Raw genomic sequence first — 20,885 nt, 5'->3', positions numbered from 1 at the left:
GCGCGGCAGCGGCGGTGTTGGCCGCCCTGCCCGGTGCGCGGGCCGTTGGTGGCCTGGTGCGCGACGCGCTGGCCGGGCTGCAACTGGCCGATGTCGACGTCGCCGCCCCCTGGCCGCCCGAGACCATCGCCGAACGCCTGCGCGAGGCGGGGCTACGCGTATTCGAAACCGGGCTGGCGCATGGCACGGTCACCGCCGTGCTGGACCATCAACCCGTTGAAGTGACGGCTCTGCGCCAGGACATCGCGACCGACGGCCGCCATGCCGAGGTCGCCTGGACCACCGACTGGCGCATCGACGCCGCGCGGCGGGATTTCACCATCAACGCCATGTCGCTCGATGCCGAGGGGCGGCTTTGGGATTATTTTGGCGGCCGCGAGGATCTGGCGGCGCGGGTCGTGCGCTTCGTCGGCGACCCGGCGACGCGGTTGTCCGAAGACTTTTTGCGCGCCTTGCGCTTCTTCAGGTTCCACGCGCGCTACGGCGGCACGGTACCGGATGCCGCGGCGGTGGCGGCGATCGCGGCGGCGGTTCCGGGGCTGGCGCGGCTTTCGGCGGAACGCGTGTGGTCCGAGATCAAGCGCCTGCTCGACGCCCCCGACCCCACCGACGCGCTGGCGCTGATGGCCGCGACCGGCGTGTTGGGGGCCGTGTTGCCGGAAGCCGCGTTGGTCGCGGGGCTGGACCGCTTGCGGCGGCTGATCGCCGCGTCGCCCGCGCCCGATCCGCTGCTGCGCCTCGCGGCGCTGGTCGGTGAGATGCCGCCGCGCGGCCTCGGCGCGCTGGCGGGCCGAATGCGGATGTCGGGGGATGAGCGGGGGCGGTTGTCGCGGCTGTGCGGCCCACGGCCCGAGGCAAGGCCGGCGCCGGGGCTGAACGATGACGCGCTGCGCCGGATGCTCGCGCTGCTGGGGCGGGACGATGCGACCGCCGAATTGCTGCTGGCCGAGGCCGAGGACGGTCGCGACCGCGCTGCCGATCGCGCCCGCGCGGCGGAATTGCCCGTGCCGGTGTTCCCTCTGCTCGGCCAGGATGTGCTGGACCTTGGCGTACCCGAGGGACCGCGGATCGGCCGACTGTATAATGCCGTGCGCGGCTGGTGGTTCGCGGGTGGCTGTTTAGCCGACAAGGACGCCTGCCTGGCGCGGCTGCGGGACGAGGTTCTGGTCGGCTAGAACCCGCCCGGCGGCACCCGCATGACCGGCGCCGCGGGGCGCATCGCCGCCCGCAATGCCGTGTCCAGCGCGGACAGGAAATTCGAGCGATCGGCCTGCGTCATTCCGGCCGGCCCACCGGTGCGGCCGCCGGTGCTGCGCAGGTGTTCAGCCACCGCGCGCCCCGCCAGCGCGCCGCCGATATTCGCCGCCGTCCACAGATGCCCCTTGGAGGTCAGCGCCCGGGCGCCCTTCTCCAGGCAGCGCGCCGCCAGGGGAATGTCTTGCGTGACGCAGACATCGGCGGCGGTGATGCGTTCGGCGATCCAGTCATCCGCGACATCGGCGCCGTCCGAGACGATCACCCGATGCACCAGGGGATTGTCCGGCAGCAGGATGCCGCGCGCGCCGTTGGAGACGACGTGCACGGGCAGGTTCAGCCGGAACGCGACGCGGAACGCCTCGTCCCGCACGGGACAGGCATCCGCGTCGATGTAGAGTTCAGTCATAGGCCTTGGTTTCGGTGACCAGACCATCGGCGACGTCACGGGCGACCAAGTCCCGGTCACGCGTTCCCGCGGGGCCCATACCGCCGCCGCCGGGCAGCAACAGCCGCAGCCGATTGCCCTTGGCGATGGTCTGGAAACCCTTGGTACGCAGCACGGTGCCATCGGTCAGGCCGACCCAGCCGGCCGCGCCATCGCCACCGCCGGCACGGCCCTTGGGTGCATTCGCAACGCGGTCGAAAATCGCGTTGATGGCGAATTCGGCATCGCCCTTGGCGCCGATTTCCATGATCTGGCCGAAGCCGCCGCGGGTATGGCCGGGGCCGGCGCTGTCCGGGCGCAGTTCCTTTTTCCAGAACACGACCGGGGCGACGTTCTCGGTCGCCTCGACCGGCATGGTCCGCACGCCGGAGGGGAAGGCCGTGCCGTCCAGCCCATCCTGCGTCATGCGCGCGCCAGTGCCGCCAGAATTGAAGGTGATGACTTCAAAATCCGGCAGTTCGGCATTCTGGCCGCTGACCTGCGCACCGCCGCGCAAGGGCGGGTTCCACAGGCAGGAGGAGCCTTCGGCCACGACCCGGTCCGGCACCGCCTGGTGCAGGCAGCCCATCATCAGATCGGGCAGCAACTGCCCCACCACATGGCGCACCGACACCGGATAGGGGCGCGGCGCGTTCAGGATGCAGCCTTCGGGGATGGTGATGTGGAAGGGCGAGAGGCTCGCCCAGTTGTTCGGAATTTCCGGCGCGATCACGACCTTCAGCCCGAAACACGTATAGGCGCGGCAATAGGAGGCCGGGACGTTGATCCCACGCGAGGACAAGCCATCGGTGCCGGCGAAATCAACCTCGATCCTGTCGCCCGCCGCGGTCAGTTTCGCGCGCAGGGTGACGGGCTGTTCGTAGCCGTCGGAGGTGATGGTGCCAGTCCAGGACCCGCGCGGCAGTTTTTCGATTTCCGCGAGGGTGGCGGCCAGGCTGCTGTCGAAGATGAACCCCGCCAGGTCATCCAGCCCGGTCATGGCGAATTCGGCCATCATCTCAACCAGGCGCCGCGCGCCGGCGTCGTTGCAGGCGCAGAGGGAATAGACGTCGCCTTCCAATTCCGCGGGCGTGCGCGTGCCGGCGCGCAAAAAGTCGAAGAAGGTCTCGTTCGCGCGGCCCTGGTCGAAGCACTTCACGATCGGGATATAGAGCCCCTCTTCGAACACCGACCGCCCTTCCGGCCCCATGCCGAGGCCGCCCACGTCGATGACATGCGCGGTATTGGCGAAGAGCCCGACGATCTTGCCGGCGTGGAACGCCGGCGTCACGACAGTCAGATCGTGCAGATGGCCGGTGCCGAGCCAGGGATCGTTGGTGATGTAGTGGTCGCCCGGCTTCATCGTCTCGGCGGGGAATTTGGCCAGGAAGTGGCCGACCGATTCCATCATGGAATTGACGTGGCCCGGCGTGCCGGTGACGGCCTGCGCCAGCATCCGGCCCTTGAGGTCAAAAATGCCGGCCGACAGATCGCCCGCTTCGCGCACCGTGGTGCTGAAGGCGGTGCGGATCATGGTCTGGGCCTGTTCCTCGACCACCGCGATCAGGCGGTTCCATTGGATCTGGCGCTGGATCTTTTCGAGTGCGTTCATCATGCGTGCTCCAGATCCAGGTAGCCCAGCCCATCCATGCGGCACGTCCACCCCGGCCCGACCAGCGTGCTCGTCTCAGCCTCCGCCACGATGCAGGGCCCCATGACGCGGGCGCCGGGGACCATGTCGGAACGGTCGTAGACCGCCCAGGGGCCGACGATACCGGTCACGGTATCGCGCACCTGCTGCGACCCGGTCGGCTTCGGCGCCGGCGCGTCGACCACTTCCGCGACCGGTTCCAACGCCTCGGTGATGGTCGCGACGGTCACGGCAAAAGACAGGATTTCGATGTCGCTGCCCGGCACCGCACGGTCGTAGAAGCGCGCGTATTCGGCCTCATACGCAACGCGGATCGCCGCGGCATCCGACGCATCCAGATCGCGCACCGGCAGCGGCAGCGCGATCTCATGCCCCTGGCCGACGTAGCGCATGAAGGCGATGCGCTTTTCGATGACCTCGGCGCCGAAGGCGCCGAGCGACACGACGCCCCGCGCCTCATCCCGCATCGACCCCAGCAGCGTGTTCACCCCGGCCACATCCAGGCGCGACAGGCGCTGGTACAGGCTGCGGACAACCTCATACCCCACAGGCGCGCGCAAGAACCCGATGGCGCTGCCGACGCCGGCGCCGGATGGCACCAGAACGCGCTTCACGCCGATCTTTTCCGCGACGCGGCAGCCATGCACCGGCCCGCCGCCACCAAATGCGATGACCACGCGTCCGTCGTAGCCCGTGCCGCTTTCGATGGCATGGACGCGGGCCGCATTGGCCATGTTCTCGTCCACCATCTCGACCACGCCGAGGGCCGCCATTTCCGGCTCCAGCCCCAGCGGCACGCCGATCGCATCGGCCATGGCGGTGCGCGCCGCCCCTTCGTCCAGCGACATGGTGCCACCAGCGAAGCGCGCGGAATCATAACGCCCCAGCAGGCAATTCGCATCGGTCACCGCGGGTTTTTGGCCACCGCGCCCGTAGCAGGCGGGGCCGGGCATCGCGCCGGCACTTTCCGGCCCGACCGTGATCCGCCCCATGCCATCGACATGCGCCAGCGAACCACCGCCGGCGCCGATCTCCACCATCTCGATCACGGGAATCCGCAGCGGCAGGCCCGATCCCTTGCGGAAGCGGCCGACGCGCGCGACTTCAAAACTGCGCGACGCATGCGGCGCGAAATCATCGACCAGGCAGACCTTGGCGGTGGTGCCGCCCATGTCGAAGCTCAGCACCCGGTCGAACCCGCGCTGACGCGCACAGAAGGCCGAGAAGATCGCACCACCCGCCGGCCCGCTTTCCACCAGGCGAATGGGGAAGCGCGCGGCGGTTTCGAGCGTCGTCAACCCGCCGCCCGACAGCATCAGGAACAAGGGGCAGGTCAGCCCCGACGCACGCAACCCATCCCGCAGGCGCAGCAGGTAGTTCGACATCAGCGGCTGCACATAGGCATTGGCGACGGTGGTCGAGAATCGCTCCCACTCGCGCATTTCCGGCGAGACTTCGGAGGACAGCGAGATCGCCACGTCGGGCCAGACCTCGCGCACGACCTCGGCCGCCTGGCGTTCATGCGCCGAGTTCACGAAGGCATGCAGGAAGCCGATGGCCAGCGCCTCGACACCCTCCGACTTCAGGAACAAGGCTTGGCGGACGACGGCCTGTGCATCCAGCGGCAGCAGCACCTTGCCCTCATTGTCCAGCCGCTCCGGCACGCCGACGCGCCAGCGGCGCGGCACCAGGGGCTGCGGCAGGGTGATGTTCAGATCGTATTGGTCGTAGCGACTCTCGTTGCCCAGGGCCAGGACATCGCGAAAGCCCTCGGTCGTGATCAGGCCGGTCTTGGCGCCCTTGCGCTCGATGATGGCGTTGGTCGCCAAGGTCGTGCCGTGGATCAGCAACGACACATCGGCGGCCACCATGCCGGCGCGCGCCAGAACGGCGACGACGCCGGCCAGCACGCCCTCTTCGGGTGCATGCGGCGTGGTCAGGACCTTGGTGGTCCAGCGCTGACCGTCGCGTTCCAGGGCGAGATCCGTAAACGTGCCGCCGATATCGACAGCCAAACGCGCACTCATGCAGCAGTCTCCACTAGCCATCGCGTCAACACGCGGCAGGCCGCATCAAAATCTTCCATACGCATCGCCTCATGCGGGTTGTGGCTGCCGTTTTGGTTACGGACAAAAACCATGGCGGCCGGAATGCCCGCCGCATTGAACGCCGCCGCGTCGTGACCGCCGCCGGAGGCCATTTCCAGGAACGGCACCGACCCGGCGCGCGCCGCTTCGATCAGTCCGGCGCGCAGCCCCGCATCCATGGGGGCCGCGACGCTGCCCGTCTCGACACCCAGGTCGAAGCGCACGCCGCGACGAGCCTCGATCTGCGGCACCAGGCGGTGCACCTCCTCGAACAACGCATCGACGCTGGCCGGGGACACGCTGCGGATGTCGAGCATGAAACTCGCCTCGCCGGCGATCTTGGTGAACCCCGCCTCGGGGGATGTCGCCAAGGTGCAGAAGGTGCAGACCATCTTGTGGCCCTGGGCTTCCAGCCGCCCCCAGGCGTCATCCAACGCCACGGCGAATTCCGCCAGCGCGATCGCCGCATCGGCGCGATACCGGCGCGGCGTGCCGCCCGAGTGATTCCATTCGCCATGCACGCGGCCGACGCGGTGGCGCCGGCTGCCGGGGATGCCGGTGACGATGCCGACGGGAATGCCCTCGGCGTCCAGCACCGGCCCCTGTTCGATATGCACTTCGACAAAGGCAGCGGTGTTGTCGGCGGTCAGCACACGCTTACCGCGTTCGACGAAGCCGGGGTCGAAGCCTTCCTCGACCATGTGTTCGGCCAAGGTCCGCCCGGTCGCCATGTTGCGGATGGCCAGTTCGCCCGCGGGCAATAGCCCCAGGGCACCACGGCTGCCGGGGTAGGAGGTCGGGAACCAGGCCCCTGCCTCCTCCGCCCGGATGGCCATGACCGCGACGTCGCAGCGCGGGGTGATGCCGGCGGCGCGCAGCCCGGCGACCGCGGCCAACCCCGCCAGCACGCCCGCCGCGCCATCGAAATTGCCGCCCTGCGGCACGCTGTCCAAATGGCTGCCCATGACGATGCGCTTGGCCGAAGGATCGGCCCCGCGCAGCACCATGTGCAGGTTGCCGACGGGATCGGCCTCGCAATCCAGGTCCAAAGCCTCGGCCGCTTCCCGCACCAGCGCATGCGCCATGCGTTCGCCCGGCCCATAGGCCTCACGGGTGATGCCAACGCCGTCGAACGATTTTGCTCGCAGATCGTCGAACAGCCGTGCGGCCAGCGCCGTATCGGGCGCGAGGTTGGACCTGCTCATCAGACGTGCCGCACCATGCCGCCATCGACGCGGATGATGCTGCCGGTGATGTAGCCGGCGCGTTCGCTGGCCAGGAAGGCACCCATCGGGCCGTATTCATCGGTCAGGCCATAGCGCCCGGCCGGGATGGTCTTGCCGCGCTCCTCCATCACCTGCTCGACACTCTTGCCCTCGCGCTGCGCCTGGCCGGAGGAGGTCTGCCGGGTGCGGTCGGTCACGATCGCGCCGGGCGCCAGGATGTTGCAGGTCACGCCATCGACCGCGACTTCGTTGGCCAGGGTCTTGTTCCAGCCGACGATGGCCGCGCGCAGGGTATTGGACAGGGCCAGGTTCGGGATCGGCTGTTCCATGCCGCTGCTGCCGACCGTGATGATCCGCCCGAATTTCTGGGCCCGCATCGCCGGCAACAGGCGCATGGCGATGTGGATCGGCGAGACGACGATGCTCTGGAACCAGAGGATCAGGTCGCTCTCCTTCATCTCCAGCGCCGTGCAGGGCGGCGGGCCGCCGTGGTTGAGCACCAAGATATCAACGCCACCCAGGGCCGCGATGGCGGCATCGGCCAGGCGGTCCATATCCTCGACCTTGCTCACGTCGGCCGTGATGCCGACCGCCTTCGGGGCGCCCGCCGCGATCAACGCGGCCGCGACCTTGTCCAGGCTGGCCTGCTCGCGGCCGGACACGGCCACGGCGACGCCATCGGCCGCCAGCGCATCGGCGATCGACCGCCCGAGCCCCTTGGACGCCCCCATCACCAACGCGCGCTTGCCCTTGAGACCGAGGTCCATGGTTCTTCTCCCACAAAATTTCAGGGCTTTTGACTGCACCGCCCGCCGCCCCATGGCAACCCGGGCGGGGACAGGTATCCTCACCGCAAATGAGGGAAATGATCGTCATGAAGCATCGCCTTGTCTGCGCCCGCCGTGTGCCGCCCAAGGTCGCGGCACGGATGCGCGCCGAATTCGACGCGGTGCTGCAGGACGACCGGGACCTGACCCATGCCGAGGCCCTGGCCGCCCTGGCCGATCACAAGGCGGAGGCGCTGTTCTTTCATTCCGGCTTCAAGCTGGATGCCGCAACCATCGCCGCCCTGCCCGCCTCGGTCCGGGTCGCGGCGACCGCCTCGGTCGGCTTCGACCATGTCGATCTGGCGGCCGCCCAGGCGCGCGGGTTGATGGTGACCAATACGCCGGAGGTACTGACCGGCTGCACCGCCGACATGGCCTTCTGCCTGCTGCTGGCCGCCGCCCGCAGGCTGGGCGTCTTCGAACGGATGATACGGGCCGATGCCTGGACGCCGCGCGCGATGGGTGAGGGCCTGGGCGTGCGGGTCTGGGGCAAGACGCTCGGCATCGTCGGCATGGGCCGCATCGGCAAGGCCATGGCCCGCCGCGCCCGGGGGTTCGATATGAACGTCATCTACCATGACCTGATGGAGATGCCGGGGGAGGACGCCGAATACGCCCCTTCCCTCGCCGCCATGCTGCCGCGCTGCGATTTCCTGACCCTGCATGTGCCGCTGACGCCGCAGACGCATCACATGATCGACGCCGCCGCCCTGGCCCTGCTGCCGCAGGGCGCCGTGGTGGTGAACGCAGCGCGCGGCGGGGTGGTGGATGAGGCCGCCCTGCGCGCCGCCCTCGCCTCCGGCCATATTTTTGCGGCCGGGCTGGATGTGTTCGAGGGCGAGCCGCGCTTCGATGCCGCCTGGATCGACCGCCCCGAATCCGTGCTGACGCCGCATGTCGCCTCCGGCACCTTTGAAACCCGCGATGCCATGGGCTTCCGCGCCCTGGACAACATCGCCGCGGTCCTGGCAGGCAGGCCCGCGATCGACCCGCTTTGGAGCTGATGCCCATGCCCCGCTTGCTCGTCACCCGGCGCCTGCCCCCCGCGGTCGAGGCCCGGGCCGCCCGCGACTACGACGCCGTGCTGAACCCGCATGACATCCCCTGGACGCGCGACAGCCTGCTGGCCGCCGCCATCGGGGCGGATGGCATCCTCTGCGCCGCCGGCGACCCCTTGGATGCCGGGACCATCCAGGCCCTGCCCGCGAGCATAAAGATCATCGCGACCTTCAGCGTCGGCACCGACCATATCGCGCTGGATGCCGCCGCCGCCCGTGGCATCGCGGTCGCCAATACCCCCGATGTGCTCAGCGTCGCGACCGCCGAGATCGCCATGCTGCTGATCCTGATGGCCGCCCGCCGCGCCACCGAGGGCGAGATGATGATCCGCGCCCGCCAATGGCCAGGCTGGGCGCCGACCCAGTTGATGGGCGTGACCTTGGAGGGCAAGCGCCTCGGCATCCTGGGCAAGGGCCGCATCGGGCGCGAACTGGCCAAGATGGCGCGGGGCTTTGGCCTGGTGATCCACTACCGCAACCGCACCCGCCTGCCGCCGGAACAGGAATTGGGCGCAATCTTCCACGAGGATGACGAGGCCTTCCTGCGCTCCATCGACATCCTGTCGATGCATATCCCGGGCGGGGCCGCGACCCGGCACTGGCTGAGCGCCGAACGCATCGCGCAACTGCCGGCCGGCAGTATCGTGGTGAACACCGGTCGCGGCGGCACGGTCGATGACGCGGCGCTTTGCGCGGCGCTGGAAAGCGGCCATGTGCGGGCAGCGGGGCTGGACGTCTATGACGGCGAACCGCGGCTGTATCCGGGCTACCTCGGCGCCCCGAACATCACGCTGCTGCCGCATCTGGGGTCCGGTACGATCGAGACGCGCGACGCCATGGGGTTCCGTGCGCTCGACAACCTCGACGCCGTGCTATTGCGTGGTGCTGCACCGCCGCATCGCGTGGCTTAAGGATCGTCAAACGCCGTTCGGCCGCTGAACGGACGCCCCAACACGGACGCCCCAACACTGTGGATGACCCCCGACCATGATGTTCGACTTCAACGACATACCCCATGCCGAACGCTACAAGCTGATCGTCTCGACCATCGTGCCCCGCCCCGTTGCCTGGGTGGTCAGCCAGGATGCCGATGGTGTCCGCAATGCCGCGCCCTATTCCTTCTTCAACGGCTTCGCCTCCGACCCGCCGATCGTGGGGATCGGCATCGGGCTGCGCGGCACCGGAAAGAAAGACACGCTGTCCAATATCGAGGCCACCGGCCAGTTCACCATCTGCCTGGTCTCCCAAGCCCAGGCGCTGCAGATGAACATCACGGCGACCGATTTCGGCCCGGAGGTCGATGAGTTGGACGAGGCGGGGCTGGAGACGATCCCCTCCAGCCTGGTCAAGCCGCCGCGCATCGCCGGCAGCCCGGTGGCGATGGAATGCGAGGTCTACCAACTGGTCCCCCTCGGCCTCCATACGCTGGTCCTGGGCAGGATCCTGGCGATGCATGTGCAGGACGACTGCGTGCTGAACGCGGAGAAGCATTACATCGACTCGCCCAAGCTCGGGCTGGTCGGGCGCATGCACGGCCGCGGCTGGTATTCGCTGACGACCGAGCGGATCGAAATCCCGCGCATGTCGCCGGAGGAATGGGCCCAGCATAAGGCCGCCAAGAAGGGCTGACATACGCGCGGGGGTGGCGACGCTGTCCCCGCCAGTTCTGGGGTGGTATCCCGGCTTCGCGACACCCCCGCCAAAAATCCAAGGCCCGGTTTCTTGTCCCTGAGCCTACCCCTGCCCGACCGCGACATCACGCGCCCACCGCTGCGGCGCATACCGCTATGGGCGCGGCTGGGCCTGCCGGTGGCGGGGCTGGTCGCGGCGCCCGTCATCGCCGTGCTGTCGGCCGCGGCGGTCGCCCCTTCGGGCAGCGCCTGGGCGCATGTCCTGCGCGTCACCCTGCCGGGGTATCTGGCCAATACTGCGATGCTGACCCTGTTGGTCGGGCTGATGGTGGCCTCCTGCGGGGCGATCACCGCCTGGCTGGTCACCGCCTGCCGCTTTCCCGGCAGCCGGGCGCTGGATGTGGCGCTGCTGCTGCCGCTCGCGATGCCGGCCTATGTCTGCGGCTACGTCTATACGGAAATCCTGGACGTGGCGGGGCCGGTGCAGAGCACCCTGCGCAGCGTCACCGGCCTGCCCTTCGGCGCCTATTGGTTCCCGGAGATCCGCAGCCTGCCCGGGGCCGCCGTGGTCATGGCGATGGTGCTCTACCCCTATGTCTACCTGCTGTGCCGCGCCGCCTTCATCCAGCAATCGGTCTGCCTGATCGAGGTGTCGCGCACCCTGGGCCATTCGCTGCCGCGCACCTTCCTGCATGTGGCGCTGCCGCTGGCGCGCCCGGCACTGGCGGGGGGCACCGCGCTGGCCCTGATGGAAACCCTGGCCGATTTCGGCACGGTGCAGCATTTTTCCGTGCCGACCTTCACCACCGGCATCTACGAGGCCTGGTTCGGCATGGCCGATCGCGGGGCCGCGACGCGCCTGGCCGCCTGCCTGATGGGCGTCGTCACCTTGCTTCTGCTGCTGGAACACGTTTCACGCGGCGGACGGCGCTTCCATCCGATGACCACGCGCCAGACGCCGCTGCGCCAGGTCGCATTGCGCGGACCGCGCGCCTGGGCGGCGATGCTGGCCTGTGGCCTGCCGGTGCTGGTCGGCTTCGCCATTCCGGCCGGCTGGCTGCTGGTTGCGGCGGTGACGGCCGGCGATCCGCTGGATCCGCGACGCTTCCTGCCCTTTGCCTTCAACAGCCTGACCTTGGCCGGAATCACCGCGGTGCTGGCCGTCATCATCGCGGCGCTGATCGCCTGGGGCGGGCGGCAATACCCCACCCCCGCCACGGGCGTCGCGCGGCGCATCGCCATGCTGGGCTATGCCGTGCCGGGGTCGGTGATCGCGGTCGGCACGCTGGTGCCCTTTGGCCTGTTCGACAACGCGCTGGACCGATTTTTCCGCGCGAGTTTCGGCCTGTCCACGGGGTTGCTGCTGTCGGGCACGGTGGTGGCGTTGATTTTTGCCTACCTGGTGCGGTTCCTCGCCGTGGCCTTGCAGGCGACGGAAAGCGGCTTGTCGCGCGTCAAACCGTCGCTCGCCGCCGCCGCGCGCACCCTGGGCGCGGGTCCGGCCGAGGCCGTGGCACGGATCGAACTGCCGCTGGCGCGCGGCGCCCTGTTGACCGCGGCCCTGCTGGTCTTCGTCGACACGATGAAGGAACTGCCCGCGACCCTGATCGTCCGGCCCTTCGATTTCGATACGCTGGCCGTGCGCGTGCACAACCTGGCGTCGGACGAACGCCTGGCCGAAGCCTCAACCGCGGCACTGCTGATCGTGCTGATCGGGCTGCTGCCAGTGGTGGTGCTGGTGCGGTCGATCAAGGCGAAGTAACGGCGCCTTGAAATGGGAGACCGGCACAGTGGAGAGGGCTTTGCCCCCTCCACACCTCCCCCACCAGGGGCCGCCGCCCCTGGACCGGCGGAATATTGGTAAAATAAAAAGAGGGGCACGATAGGCCCTCGATCAAAGGCGCATCAACGGATGCCCCTCTCTTTATTTTACCAAACGTCGTGGGTTCCAAGGGGCCACGGCCCCTTGGTGGGGAAAGTTTGAAAGGGGCGAAGCCCCTTTCAAAGGGCCGCCCCCCCAATTTCTACCGCCAGCCAGCGCGCTGCATGATCTGCAATGCCTGCGCCGACAGGGCGCCGTATTCGGCGGCGTTCAGCGCATCGGCCTTGAACGGGCCGAAGGCGGCCAGTGCCGGATGCGGGGGCACGTCCTCGACCACCGGGTATTCGAAGTTCCCGTTGGCGAAGAGTTCCTGCGCCCGCGGGCTGGTCAGGTATTCGATGAAGCGCACAGCGCCTTCGCGGTTCGGCGCGGTGCGGACCACCCCGGCGCCCGAGACGTTCACATGCGCGCCGCGATCGGCCTGGTTCGGGAAGATCACCCCGATCCGCTCATACACCGCCTTCTCGGCCGGCACGGCGGAGGCACCGAAGCGCGCCAGGTAATAGGTGTTGGCGATGGCCAGCGACCCCTGCCCGGCGAGCACCGCCTGGAACTGCGGCGTGTCGCCGCCCTGCGGCGGGCGGGCCAGGTTCGCGGCGACGCCGCGGGCCCAGGCCTCGGCCGCCTCGGCGCCGTTGGCGGCGATGATGCTGCCCATCAGCGACAAATTGTAGGGGTGGCTGGAGGAGCGAACCAGGATCTGGCCGCGGAATTCTGGCTTGGCCAGGTCCTCGTAACGCAGCAGGCCGGCGGGCGCGCCCTTCTGCTTGTCGTACATGATGACGCGCACGCGGCGGGACACGCCGAACCAGTAGCCTTCGGGATTCCGCAGGCTGGCCGGCACGCGCGCTTCCAGCACGGCGCTGCGCGACGGCTGCAGCACGCCGGCTTCCTGCGCACGGGCCAGGCGGGCGGCGTCCACGGTGATCAGGACGTCCGCGGGGCTGTTGGTGCCCTCGTTGCGGATGCGTTCGATCAACTGGTCGGCGTCACCCTCGATCAGCCGGACGCGGATGCCGCTTTCGGTGGTGAAGCCGTCGTAGAGCGCGCGGTCGGTGTCGTAATGGCGCGAGGAATACAGATTGACCGTGGTGCCCTGCGCCCGGACAAGGCTGGGGGCGGCGAGCACCAGGCCAAGTCCGGCACCGAAGAGCGGGCGGCGGGAGATTGGGGCGGTGGTCATGGCGCGAATTCCGTTCATGGCGAAGCGGCCGCCTCCATACCGCTAGTGCGAACCATTCGCAAGATTATGAACCCGGCGTCATTTGGACCGCAGGCTGTTCAGGAAGGCCCCGCGCGCGCCGCTGCCGGCCATCAGGAAGGACATGTCCGACCCGCCGAGGATGAAGCGGGCGCCGAGTGCCACATAGGATGGGGCCACGACCTCATCATACACGCCGCCCATGCCCATCACCTTGCCCGCGGCGGCGCAATCGGCGCCGACCTTGGTATAGGCCGCCAGCACATCCGGATGGTCGACCTGCCCCGCGATCCCCATGGTCGCGGTCAGGTCGCCGGTACCGAACAGCAGCACATCCACCCCCGGCACCGCGGCGATGGCGGCGGCATTGGCGACCGCCAGCGGGGTTTCGATCATCACGACCACCAGGACTTCGTCGTTCAATTCCTTCTGCGCCTGGGCGGCACCGGGCGGCTTCAGACCATGCGCATAGGATTGCCCGCCCCAGGACCGGTCGCCGATCGGCGGAAAGCGATAGGCACGGACGATCGCGGCGGCTTCCTCGGCCGTGTCCACATGCGGCACCACGACGCCCAGGGCGCCATTGTCCAGGCAGCGCGTGCCTTCATGCACCGCGTCCTTGCACACCCGCACGATGGGCGTGACGCCCTGGCCGAGTGCGGCGATGCTGATCTGCGTCGCGTCATCGATCGACATCGCCCCGTGTTCCATATCGATGAACAGCCAGTCGAAGCCATTGGCCACGGCGACCGCGCCGGCGGTGGGGCCGCGCAGCACATGCACGCCGAAGCCCAAGGCAAGTTCGCCCGCCAGCAGCCGGGCCTTGGCGGTGTTCGGGGTTTTCAGCGGCATCGGGCGTCCTCCTTGGGTTGCCAGGACCGCATCACGTCCCCCGGCCGGGGTCAACGCACCACAAGGGCGGCCAGGACCTCCAGCCGATCCGCCTCGGCCGCCGGCTTGTCGGCGCGGATGCGGGCGATGCGCGGGAAGCGCATGGCCAACCCGCTGCGATGCCGCGTGCTGGCCTGGGCGGCGTCGAAGGCGACTTCCAGCACCAGGCCCTTCTCCACCTCCCGCACGGGGCCGAAGCGGCCGGTGGTGTGTTCGCGCACCCAGCGGTCCAGGAAGACCAATTCCTGGTCGGTGAAGCCGGAATATGCCTTACCGACTGGCACGAGTTCATCGCCGCGCCACAGACCAAAGGTGTAGTCGCTGTAGTAGGAGGACCGCTTGCCGTGACCGCGCTGCGCATACATCAGCACGCAATCGACGGTCAGCGCCGCGCGCTTCCACTTCCACCACAGGCCTTTGACACGCCCGGCGACATAGGGCGCGTCGGCGCGCTTGATCATGAGGCCCTCGATCGCCGCCGCCCGGGCGCCGGCGCGCTTTTCGACCAGTTCGGCGGCGTCGGAAAAATCGACCAGCGGCGAGACGTCGAATTTTTGCGGCGCATGCGTGGCGACGAAGGCTTCCAGCCGCAGGCGACGTGCGTCGAAGGGCAGGCCGCGCAGATCCTCGGCCCCCTCGAACAACAGATCATACAGCCGCACACCGACCGGATAGTCGCGCTGCATTTTCGGGCTGACGATTTTTCGGTTCAACCGCTGCTGCAGATCGCCGAAGGGCGCGACCACGCCATCGCGCATGACCAAAAGTTCGCCGTCCAGCACACCGGAAAAATCCATCGCGGCGATGATGTCGGGAAAGGTCGCGGACAGATCCTCGCCACTGCGCGACCACAGCCGCCGCCCGCCGGGGCCGGCGCAGGCCTGCACACGGATGCCATCCCATTTCCATTCGGCGCGATGCGTCGCGGCCGTCACGCCCAGAAGGTCGGTGTCGTCCAGGGGATGCGCCAGCATCAGCGGCCGGAACACCGGCGCATCGGCCGCATCGGGGCGCGGCCCCTTCCCCTCCGCCCAAGCGAACAAGGCCAGGTAGGGCGGCAGGCAGGCGTGCCAGGCTTCCTCAACCGCCTCGACCGGTTTTTGCGCCCATTCCGCGAGGGCCACACGGGCAAGACGCCCCGAGGCGCCGACCCGCAAGCCACCCGTCACGAGTTTCACCAGCGCCAGGCGGCCTGACGCGTCCAGCGTGTCCAGCCAGCCCGCCAGGATGCCCGGGATCGCCGCCTTGGGCGCGTTCTCCAGCGTCTCGACGATCTCCGCCAAGGATGGCGGCGGCGTGTTGCGGCGATCGGCCGGTTCCGGCCAGATCAGTGCCACGGTTTCGGCCATGTCGCCCACGTAGTCGTAGGACAGGTCCCATAGCACCGGATCGGTGCGCTCCGCCGCCAGCGCGCGGATCATCGCGGGCTTGGCCACGGTGAAGGACAATTCCCCCATCAGCGCCGCCAGCCCGATGCCGCGATCGGGGTCGGCCTGGGTGGCGAACCAGTCGCGCAGCAGGGCGATCTTGGCGTTGCGCCCCTGGCTGAACAGCAGCCGTTCCAGCAGGTTGGCGAAGGCGGCCAAGCCTTTTTCATGGCTGCTCATGCGGCCTCGGGCGCTTCCTCGTCGCCCCGTCCGACCAGGTGCAGCGCGCGCGCCCGCACCCCGCGGCCGGTCAGCGCATGGGCCAGCGCGTCGTCGCGGCCATGGGTAATCCAGACCTCCGGCGCCGCGACCTCCGCACATGTGGCCAGCAAATCGTCCCAGTCGGCATGGTCGGAGATGACCAGCGGCAGTTCGATCCCGCTCGCCTTGGCGCGCTGCCGCACCCGCATCCAGCCGGAGGCTGAACAGGTCACAGGATCGGCCAGCCGCCGCGCCCAGGGGGTGGCCTCGGCCGAGGGCGGCGCCATCACGATCTCACCCGCCAGCAGCGCCCCCGCCTGGCCGCGTTTTTGCGGCGCCGGGACGGGACGAAGGTCGCCGAGCGGCACGCCCAGTTCCTCATACAGCCGGCACAGCGCCATCAAGGCGCCATGCAGGTAGATCGGCCGATCCCAGCCGGCCCGCCGCAGCAGCGCGATCAGCCGTTGCGCCTTGCCCAGCGCATAGACGCCGATGATGTGGCAGCGATCCGGGAAAAGCCGCAGGCTGGCGAGCAACCGCGCGACCTCCGCATCCGGGTCGGGGTGGCGAAACACCGGCAGGCCAAAGGTCGCCTCGGTGACGAAGACATCGCAGGGCACGGCTTCGAAGGGCGCACAGGTCGGGTCGGCCTGGCGCTTGTAGTCGCCCGAGACCACGATCCGGCTGCCGCGCCAGTCCAGCACCACCTGCGCCGAGCCGAGCACATGCCCGGCCGGCACCAGCCGGATCTCCACGTCATTGACCCGCAAGACCTCGTGCGGCGCCAAGGGTTGCTGGCTGTCGCCGGCACGGTCGGCGCCCATGCGGGCGCGCATGATGGCCAGGGTTTCGACCGTGGCCAGCACCGCCCGGTGCCCGGGGCGGGCATGGTCGGCGTGGCCGTGGCTGACGATGGCACGATCCACCGCGCGGCCCGGGTCGATGAAGAGATCCGCCGGTTCGCAATACAGGCCGGTCGGCGTCACGCGGATCCAGGTGTCGGGGTGCGGCATGGATCGCCATGTGGCGCCCATGCCGTGCCGGGACAAGCCGGGCGGTCAGTCCAGGCGCAGCCCGATGCGCTGGACGATGCCCTGGTACAGCGCGAATTCGCGGTCCAGGAAGGCGCGCGTGGCCGCCGGGCTGCTCTCGGATTCAGGCAGGGTGCCGGTCGATTCCAGCCGCGCCCGCAGCGCCGGTTCGTTCAGTGCCCGGGCGGCGGCCACGCCCAGCGCCTCGGTCACCTCGGGCGGCAGGCCGGCCGGGCCGACCAGCACGGTCCAGCTTGCCATCTCATAGGCCGGCAACGCCGCCTGGGCGATCGTCGGCACGTCGGGGAAGTTGGGATCGCGCGCGCGGGTGCTGACGGCCAGCAGGCGCAGCGCCCCGTCGCGGATCTGGCCCACGATCGAACCCAGCGAGTCCACCGTGTAGAGGCACTCGCCCTTCATCACCGCCTCCGGCCCCTGCGAGCCGCCGCGATAGGGCACGTGGATCGCCTCGGCCTCCGCCAGCTTGGCGAAGTATTCGCCCGCCAGGTGGGAGATGCCGCCGACGCCGGAGGAGGCAAAGCTCCAGCGCCCAGGTTCGGCGCGCAGCTTCGCGACCAGTTCCGCGGTCGTGTTGACGCCGCTGTTCATGCCGACCACCAGCCCCATGGTGCTCAGCCCGAACAGCCCGATCGGCGTAAAGTCCCGCGTCGGGTGGTAGCGCGCGGCCGCGGCACCGGAGGCCGGTGCCACGGCCAGGGTCGAGGCCGATCCCACCAGCAGCGTGTAGCCATCCGGCCGGGCGCGCTTGACGATATCGGCGCCGAGCGCGCTGCCGGCCCCGGGGCGGTTGTCCACGACGGCGCGCCCGCCCTCACCCAGCAGCGGCCCGATCCGGTCGGCCATCAACCGCCCCGCGAGGTCGGTGGACCCGCCCGGCGCGAAGGGCACCACCAGCGTGATGGTGCGGTCCGGGAAGGCCGCCCAGGCGTTCCGCGCCGCTATAGGCAATGCGGCCAGGGCAGCGCCGCCCAGGATCAATTCGCGCTTGGTGATCATTGTGTCTCTTCCCTATGCGATGGTCAGGCGATGCGGGCCGCCGGCGCGTCGTTGCGCGCCAGGTAGTCCCGTTTGCTGGGTTGCAGGTGATCCACGCACAACTGCGCCAGCAGCCAGTTGTCGCGGCCCTGCAGCAATTCGATCATCAGGCCGTGCTGGCCATGCGAGACGCGCAGCGAGTCCGCATCGGCCAGCGTCTTGGCCCGCATCGGCAGGCTGAGCCGCATGTAGTGCCGGATCGTCTCCAGCAGGTAGGCATTGCCGCAGGCGGCGTAGAGCCGGAGGTGAAAGCGGTCGTTCGCATCATGCACGCCGCGCAGGTCCCGCGCCGCCATGCAGGCCGCCAGCTCGGCGTTGATCGCGGTGAGGTCCGCCACCAGCGCTGCCGGCGCCGGCAGCGGGATCAGCAGGGCGGCCTGGCGCTGCACCAACTCGCGCACCTGATAGATCTGGACGACCTGCTCGGGCGTCAGGGAGCGCACCGTAAAACCCTTGTTGCGCTCGCGCACCGCCAGGCCCAGCCGTTCCAGCCGGTCCAGCGCCTGTCGGACGAAGTGGCGCGAGCCGCCGAAACGGGCGAGCAGCGTGTCCTCCACAAGGCGGGAGCCCGGGGCGAGGCGGCCGAAGATGATGTCGTCCTGCAACGCCAGGACCATGTCGGATTCACCGGTGGCATCGTCGGGTGGAACGGCCAATGCCAGCGTCATGATGTCCTCCCCCCCGGGCCACTTTTGGGCGCGCTGAAGATCTTAGAGGATGTAAGCCGACCTAAATTGTCAATAGTCTCGACGTTGGATTGCGAGGAATCGGCGTTACCGCCACGTATCTCTCTGTGTCTTTATTGACAATTTTCACGACACCATGGCAGTGCTGCCTTCGGCCACGGTCGCGACCGGGCGTGCTTCAGCAGGGGGAAACACCAATGACCAGCGGCTTGCGCAAGGGCCTGACCAGCTACGGCGATGCGGGGTTCTCCCTGTTCCTCCGCAAGGCCTTCATCAAGGCGGCCGGCTATTCGGATGACGCGCTGGATCGCCCCATCGTGGGCATCACCGACACGGCGTCGGACTTCAACCCCTGCCACGGCAACGCGCCGCAACTGATCGAGGCCATTCGTCGCGGCGTGATGCTGGCCGGTGGCCTGCCGATGTCCTTCCCGACCATCTCGGTGCATGAATCCTTCTCCCACCCGACGTCGATGTACCTGCGCAACCTGATGTCGATGGACACGGAGGAAATGCTCCGCGCCCAGCCGATGGACGCGGTCGTGCTGCTCGGCGGCTGCGACAAGACGCTGCCGGCGCAGATCATGGGCGCCGCCTCCGCCGGCATCCCGGCCATCGTGGTGCCGGTCGGGCCGATGGTCGTCGGCCACCACCGTGGCGAAGTCCTGGGCGCCTGCACCGACTGCCGCCGCCTCTGGGGCCAGCACCGCGCCGGCAAGATCGACGAGGCGGAGATCGAGGTCATCAGCGGCCGCCTCGCCCCCTCCGTCGGCACCTGCATGGTGATGGGCACCGCCTCCACCATGGCCTGCATGATCGAGGCGATGGGCCTGTCCCTGCCGCTGTCGGCAGCGATCCCGGCCCCCCATGCCGAGCGCTTCCGCAGCGGCGAGTTGAGCGGCCGCACGGCCGTCGCCATGGCCAAGGCGCATGGCCCGGCGCCAGCCAGCCTGATCACGGCGGCGTCCATCCGCAACGCCATGGTCGTGTTGCAGGCGATCGGCGGGTCCACCAATGGGCTGGTGCATCTGGCCGCCATCGCCGGGCGCGTCGGCATCCCGCTGGACTTCGAGGCCTTCGACCAGATCGGCCGCGAAGTGCCCGTGCTGGTCGATCTCAAGCCCTCGGGCGACCACTACATGGAGCATCTGCATCATGCGGGCGGCATCCCGCGCCTGTTGCGGGAACTGGCGCCCTTCCTCGACCTCGATGCCCCGACCGTGACCGGCGGAACGCTGCGCGACTACGCCAACAGTGCCGAGGAGGTGCCGGGCCAGACCGTCATCCGACCCCGTTCGGCGCCGCTGAAATCGACCGGTGGCATGGCCTTCCTGCGCGGCAACCTGGCGCCCGGGGGTGCCGTCATCAAGCACGCCGCCGCGACCCCGGTGCTGTTGCAGCACACCGGCCGGGCCGTGGTCTTCGAAAGCGTGGAGGACATGACCAACCGGGTGGACGACCCCGACCTGGATGTGAAGGCCGACGACGTGCTGGTCCTGCTGAACGGCGGCCCCAAGGGCGCCCCGGGCATGCCAGAGGCCGGCTACCTGCCCATCCCGAAGAAACTGGCCCAGGCGGGGGTGAAGGACATGGTCCGGATTTCCGACGCGCGCATGAGCGGCACGGCCTTCGGCACCATCGTCCTGCACATCACGCCGGAATCCGCCGTGGGCGGGCCGCTCGGCCTGGTTCGCGACGGCGATATGATCCGCCTGGATGTCGAGGCGCGCCGCATCGACCTGCTGGTCGATGACGCCGAACTGGCCCGCCGCGCGGCCGAGCCACGCAACCAGCGCCCTGCGCCTCGGCGTGGCTACGCCAAGCTGTTCCACGACACGGTGACCCAGGCCGACCAGGGCTGCGACTTCGACTTCCTGATCGGCAGCGAGGAAGACGGGATCGTTGCGCCCAAGCCGTAGAGTATTTTCAAGTCAGGTGGACTCACCTGACGACCCGGAAAATACGACAAAACAATGGTCTAGGAGTCAAGGCGATGTGCCCAGCACGACAGGGCTGGTCGCATCGCCGCTCTCGAACATGACCCAGACCCCGGCGCCGATGCGGGGTGACCCGGTGACGGCGCCAAAGGGCGCGCAGACCGGCGCCCAGACGGAAGCCGCGCCGGCAATGGCCGGGATCATCACCTGCACCCTGCCCGCCGCCGTCGGATCGGACGTGCCAACAATCCGCGCGCGATAAACGCCGTAATACCTGGCCATCGAAGGTCTCCCCAGTCACGGGGCATTGGTTCGGTGGACCGGATCCACCCCCAGCCGCGTGGCCAGGCCAGCACAGCGGATGCCTTGTCCGGTTGCAACAACCGAGACGCCGTTCCGTCATCACAGGCGC

Annotated in this window: 18 protein-coding genes; 6 read left to right on the top strand and 12 right to left on the bottom strand. The window is 69.0% G+C overall.

What is annotated here, in order from left to right; all coding sequences use genetic code 11:
* The first annotated feature begins 14 nt into the window (after window positions 1-14).
* Window positions 15-1,175, top strand: a complete 1,161-nt coding sequence (locus ACQW02_RS07745; protein ID WP_431284692.1) for a CCA tRNA nucleotidyltransferase — start codon at window positions 15-17, stop codon at window positions 1,173-1,175.
* On the opposite strand, the gene ACQW02_RS07740 is transcribed toward ACQW02_RS07745, so the two are convergent.
* Genes ACQW02_RS07740 through ACQW02_RS07720 form a run of 5 tightly spaced genes read right to left on the bottom strand, consistent with a single transcriptional unit; the run spans window position 1,172 to window position 7,412 of the window.
* Window positions 1,172-1,663, bottom strand: coding sequence for a YaiI/YqxD family protein (locus ACQW02_RS07740; protein WP_431284691.1), 492 nt, complete (start codon window positions 1,661-1,663; stop codon window positions 1,172-1,174). The genes ACQW02_RS07745 and ACQW02_RS07740 overlap by 4 nt on opposite strands.
* Window positions 1,656-3,296 (bottom strand): hydantoinase B/oxoprolinase family protein, encoded by a 1,641-nt coding sequence (locus ACQW02_RS07735; RefSeq protein WP_431284690.1) that lies wholly within the window; start codon window positions 3,294-3,296, stop codon window positions 1,656-1,658. Before ACQW02_RS07735 ends, ACQW02_RS07740 begins: the two co-directional genes overlap by 8 nt.
* The gene (locus ACQW02_RS07730; RefSeq protein WP_431284689.1) at window positions 3,293-5,359 is read right to left on the bottom strand and encodes a hydantoinase/oxoprolinase family protein; all 2,067 of its coding nucleotides are present in this window, start codon (window positions 5,357-5,359) and stop codon (window positions 3,293-3,295) included. Before ACQW02_RS07730 ends, ACQW02_RS07735 begins: the two co-directional genes overlap by 4 nt.
* Window positions 5,356-6,624 carry a Zn-dependent hydrolase gene (locus ACQW02_RS07725; protein WP_431284688.1) on the bottom strand — a complete coding sequence of 423 codons (1,269 nt, stop codon included), beginning with the start codon at window positions 6,622-6,624 and terminating at the stop codon, window positions 5,356-5,358. The genes ACQW02_RS07730 and ACQW02_RS07725 overlap by 4 nt, the downstream gene beginning before the upstream one ends.
* Window positions 6,624-7,412 (bottom strand): SDR family oxidoreductase, encoded by a 789-nt coding sequence (locus ACQW02_RS07720; protein WP_431284687.1) that lies wholly within the window; start codon window positions 7,410-7,412, stop codon window positions 6,624-6,626. Before ACQW02_RS07720 ends, ACQW02_RS07725 begins: the two co-directional genes overlap by 1 nt.
* 107 nt (window positions 7,413-7,519) lie before the next feature.
* Between ACQW02_RS07720 and ACQW02_RS07715 the strand changes: the two genes are divergently transcribed.
* The 4 genes from ACQW02_RS07715 to ACQW02_RS07700 all read left to right on the top strand — a co-directional run bounded on the left by ACQW02_RS07715 (window position 7,520) and on the right by ACQW02_RS07700 (window position 11,923).
* Window positions 7,520-8,476: a 2-hydroxyacid dehydrogenase gene (locus ACQW02_RS07715; RefSeq protein ID WP_431284686.1), complete on the top strand. Its 957-nt coding sequence runs from the start codon at window positions 7,520-7,522 to the stop codon at window positions 8,474-8,476.
* A gap of 5 nt (window positions 8,477-8,481) precedes the next feature.
* The gene (locus tag ACQW02_RS07710) at window positions 8,482-9,441 is read left to right on the top strand and encodes a 2-hydroxyacid dehydrogenase (RefSeq protein ID WP_431284685.1); all 960 of its coding nucleotides are present in this window, start codon (window positions 8,482-8,484) and stop codon (window positions 9,439-9,441) included.
* Between the two features lie 76 nt (window positions 9,442-9,517).
* Window positions 9,518-10,159, top strand: a complete 642-nt coding sequence (locus ACQW02_RS07705; RefSeq protein ID WP_431284684.1) for a flavin reductase family protein — start codon at window positions 9,518-9,520, stop codon at window positions 10,157-10,159.
* A 93-nt stretch (window positions 10,160-10,252) separates the two neighbouring features.
* The gene (locus ACQW02_RS07700; RefSeq protein WP_431284683.1) at window positions 10,253-11,923 is read left to right on the top strand and encodes an ABC transporter permease; all 1,671 of its coding nucleotides are present in this window, start codon (window positions 10,253-10,255) and stop codon (window positions 11,921-11,923) included.
* Between the two features lie 262 nt (window positions 11,924-12,185).
* Here the strand turns inward: ACQW02_RS07700 and ACQW02_RS07695 are convergent, their stop codons facing one another.
* The 6 genes from ACQW02_RS07695 to ACQW02_RS07670 all read right to left on the bottom strand — a co-directional run bounded on the left by ACQW02_RS07695 (window position 12,186) and on the right by ACQW02_RS07670 (window position 18,518).
* Window positions 12,186-13,226: a Fe(3+) ABC transporter substrate-binding protein gene (locus tag ACQW02_RS07695; RefSeq protein WP_431284682.1), complete on the bottom strand. Its 1,041-nt coding sequence runs from the start codon at window positions 13,224-13,226 to the stop codon at window positions 12,186-12,188.
* A 78-nt stretch (window positions 13,227-13,304) separates the two neighbouring features.
* The gene (locus ACQW02_RS07690; RefSeq protein WP_431284681.1) at window positions 13,305-14,096 is read right to left on the bottom strand and encodes an HpcH/HpaI aldolase family protein; all 792 of its coding nucleotides are present in this window, start codon (window positions 14,094-14,096) and stop codon (window positions 13,305-13,307) included.
* Window positions 14,097-14,146: 50 nt separating this feature from the next.
* A complete protein-coding gene (locus ACQW02_RS07685; protein WP_431284680.1) occupies window positions 14,147-15,742 on the bottom strand; it encodes a cisplatin damage response ATP-dependent DNA ligase in 1,596 nt (531 codons plus the stop codon).
* Window positions 15,739-16,776, bottom strand: a complete 1,038-nt coding sequence (locus ACQW02_RS07680; RefSeq protein ID WP_431284679.1) for a ligase-associated DNA damage response exonuclease — start codon at window positions 16,774-16,776, stop codon at window positions 15,739-15,741. Before ACQW02_RS07680 ends, ACQW02_RS07685 begins: the two co-directional genes overlap by 4 nt.
* Before the next feature lie 45 nt (window positions 16,777-16,821).
* Entirely contained in the window at window positions 16,822-17,811 is a 990-nt protein-coding gene (locus ACQW02_RS07675) for a Bug family tripartite tricarboxylate transporter substrate binding protein (protein WP_431284678.1), read from the bottom strand.
* Window positions 17,812-17,834: 23 nt separating this feature from the next.
* Window positions 17,835-18,518, bottom strand: a complete 684-nt coding sequence (locus tag ACQW02_RS07670; protein ID WP_431284677.1) for a GntR family transcriptional regulator — start codon at window positions 18,516-18,518, stop codon at window positions 17,835-17,837.
* Between the two features lie 215 nt (window positions 18,519-18,733).
* Between ACQW02_RS07670 and ACQW02_RS07665 the strand changes: the two genes are divergently transcribed.
* On the top strand, window positions 18,734-20,455 hold the full coding sequence (locus ACQW02_RS07665) for an IlvD/Edd family dehydratase (RefSeq protein ID WP_431284676.1): 1,722 nt from the start codon (window positions 18,734-18,736) through the stop codon (window positions 20,453-20,455).
* Between the two features lie 66 nt (window positions 20,456-20,521).
* Here the strand turns inward: ACQW02_RS07665 and ACQW02_RS07660 are convergent, their stop codons facing one another.
* Window positions 20,522-20,755, bottom strand: coding sequence for a phage baseplate assembly protein V (locus tag ACQW02_RS07660; protein ID WP_431284675.1), 234 nt, complete (start codon window positions 20,753-20,755; stop codon window positions 20,522-20,524).
* Between the last annotated feature and the right edge of the window lie 130 nt (window positions 20,756-20,885).

Source organism: Humitalea sp. 24SJ18S-53, from assembly GCF_050632385.1.
Lineage (GTDB): Bacteria > Pseudomonadota > Alphaproteobacteria > Acetobacterales > Acetobacteraceae > Humitalea.
The sequence above is the reverse complement of the archived record's forward strand: the minus strand, read 5'-3'. Positions and strand labels throughout refer to the sequence as shown.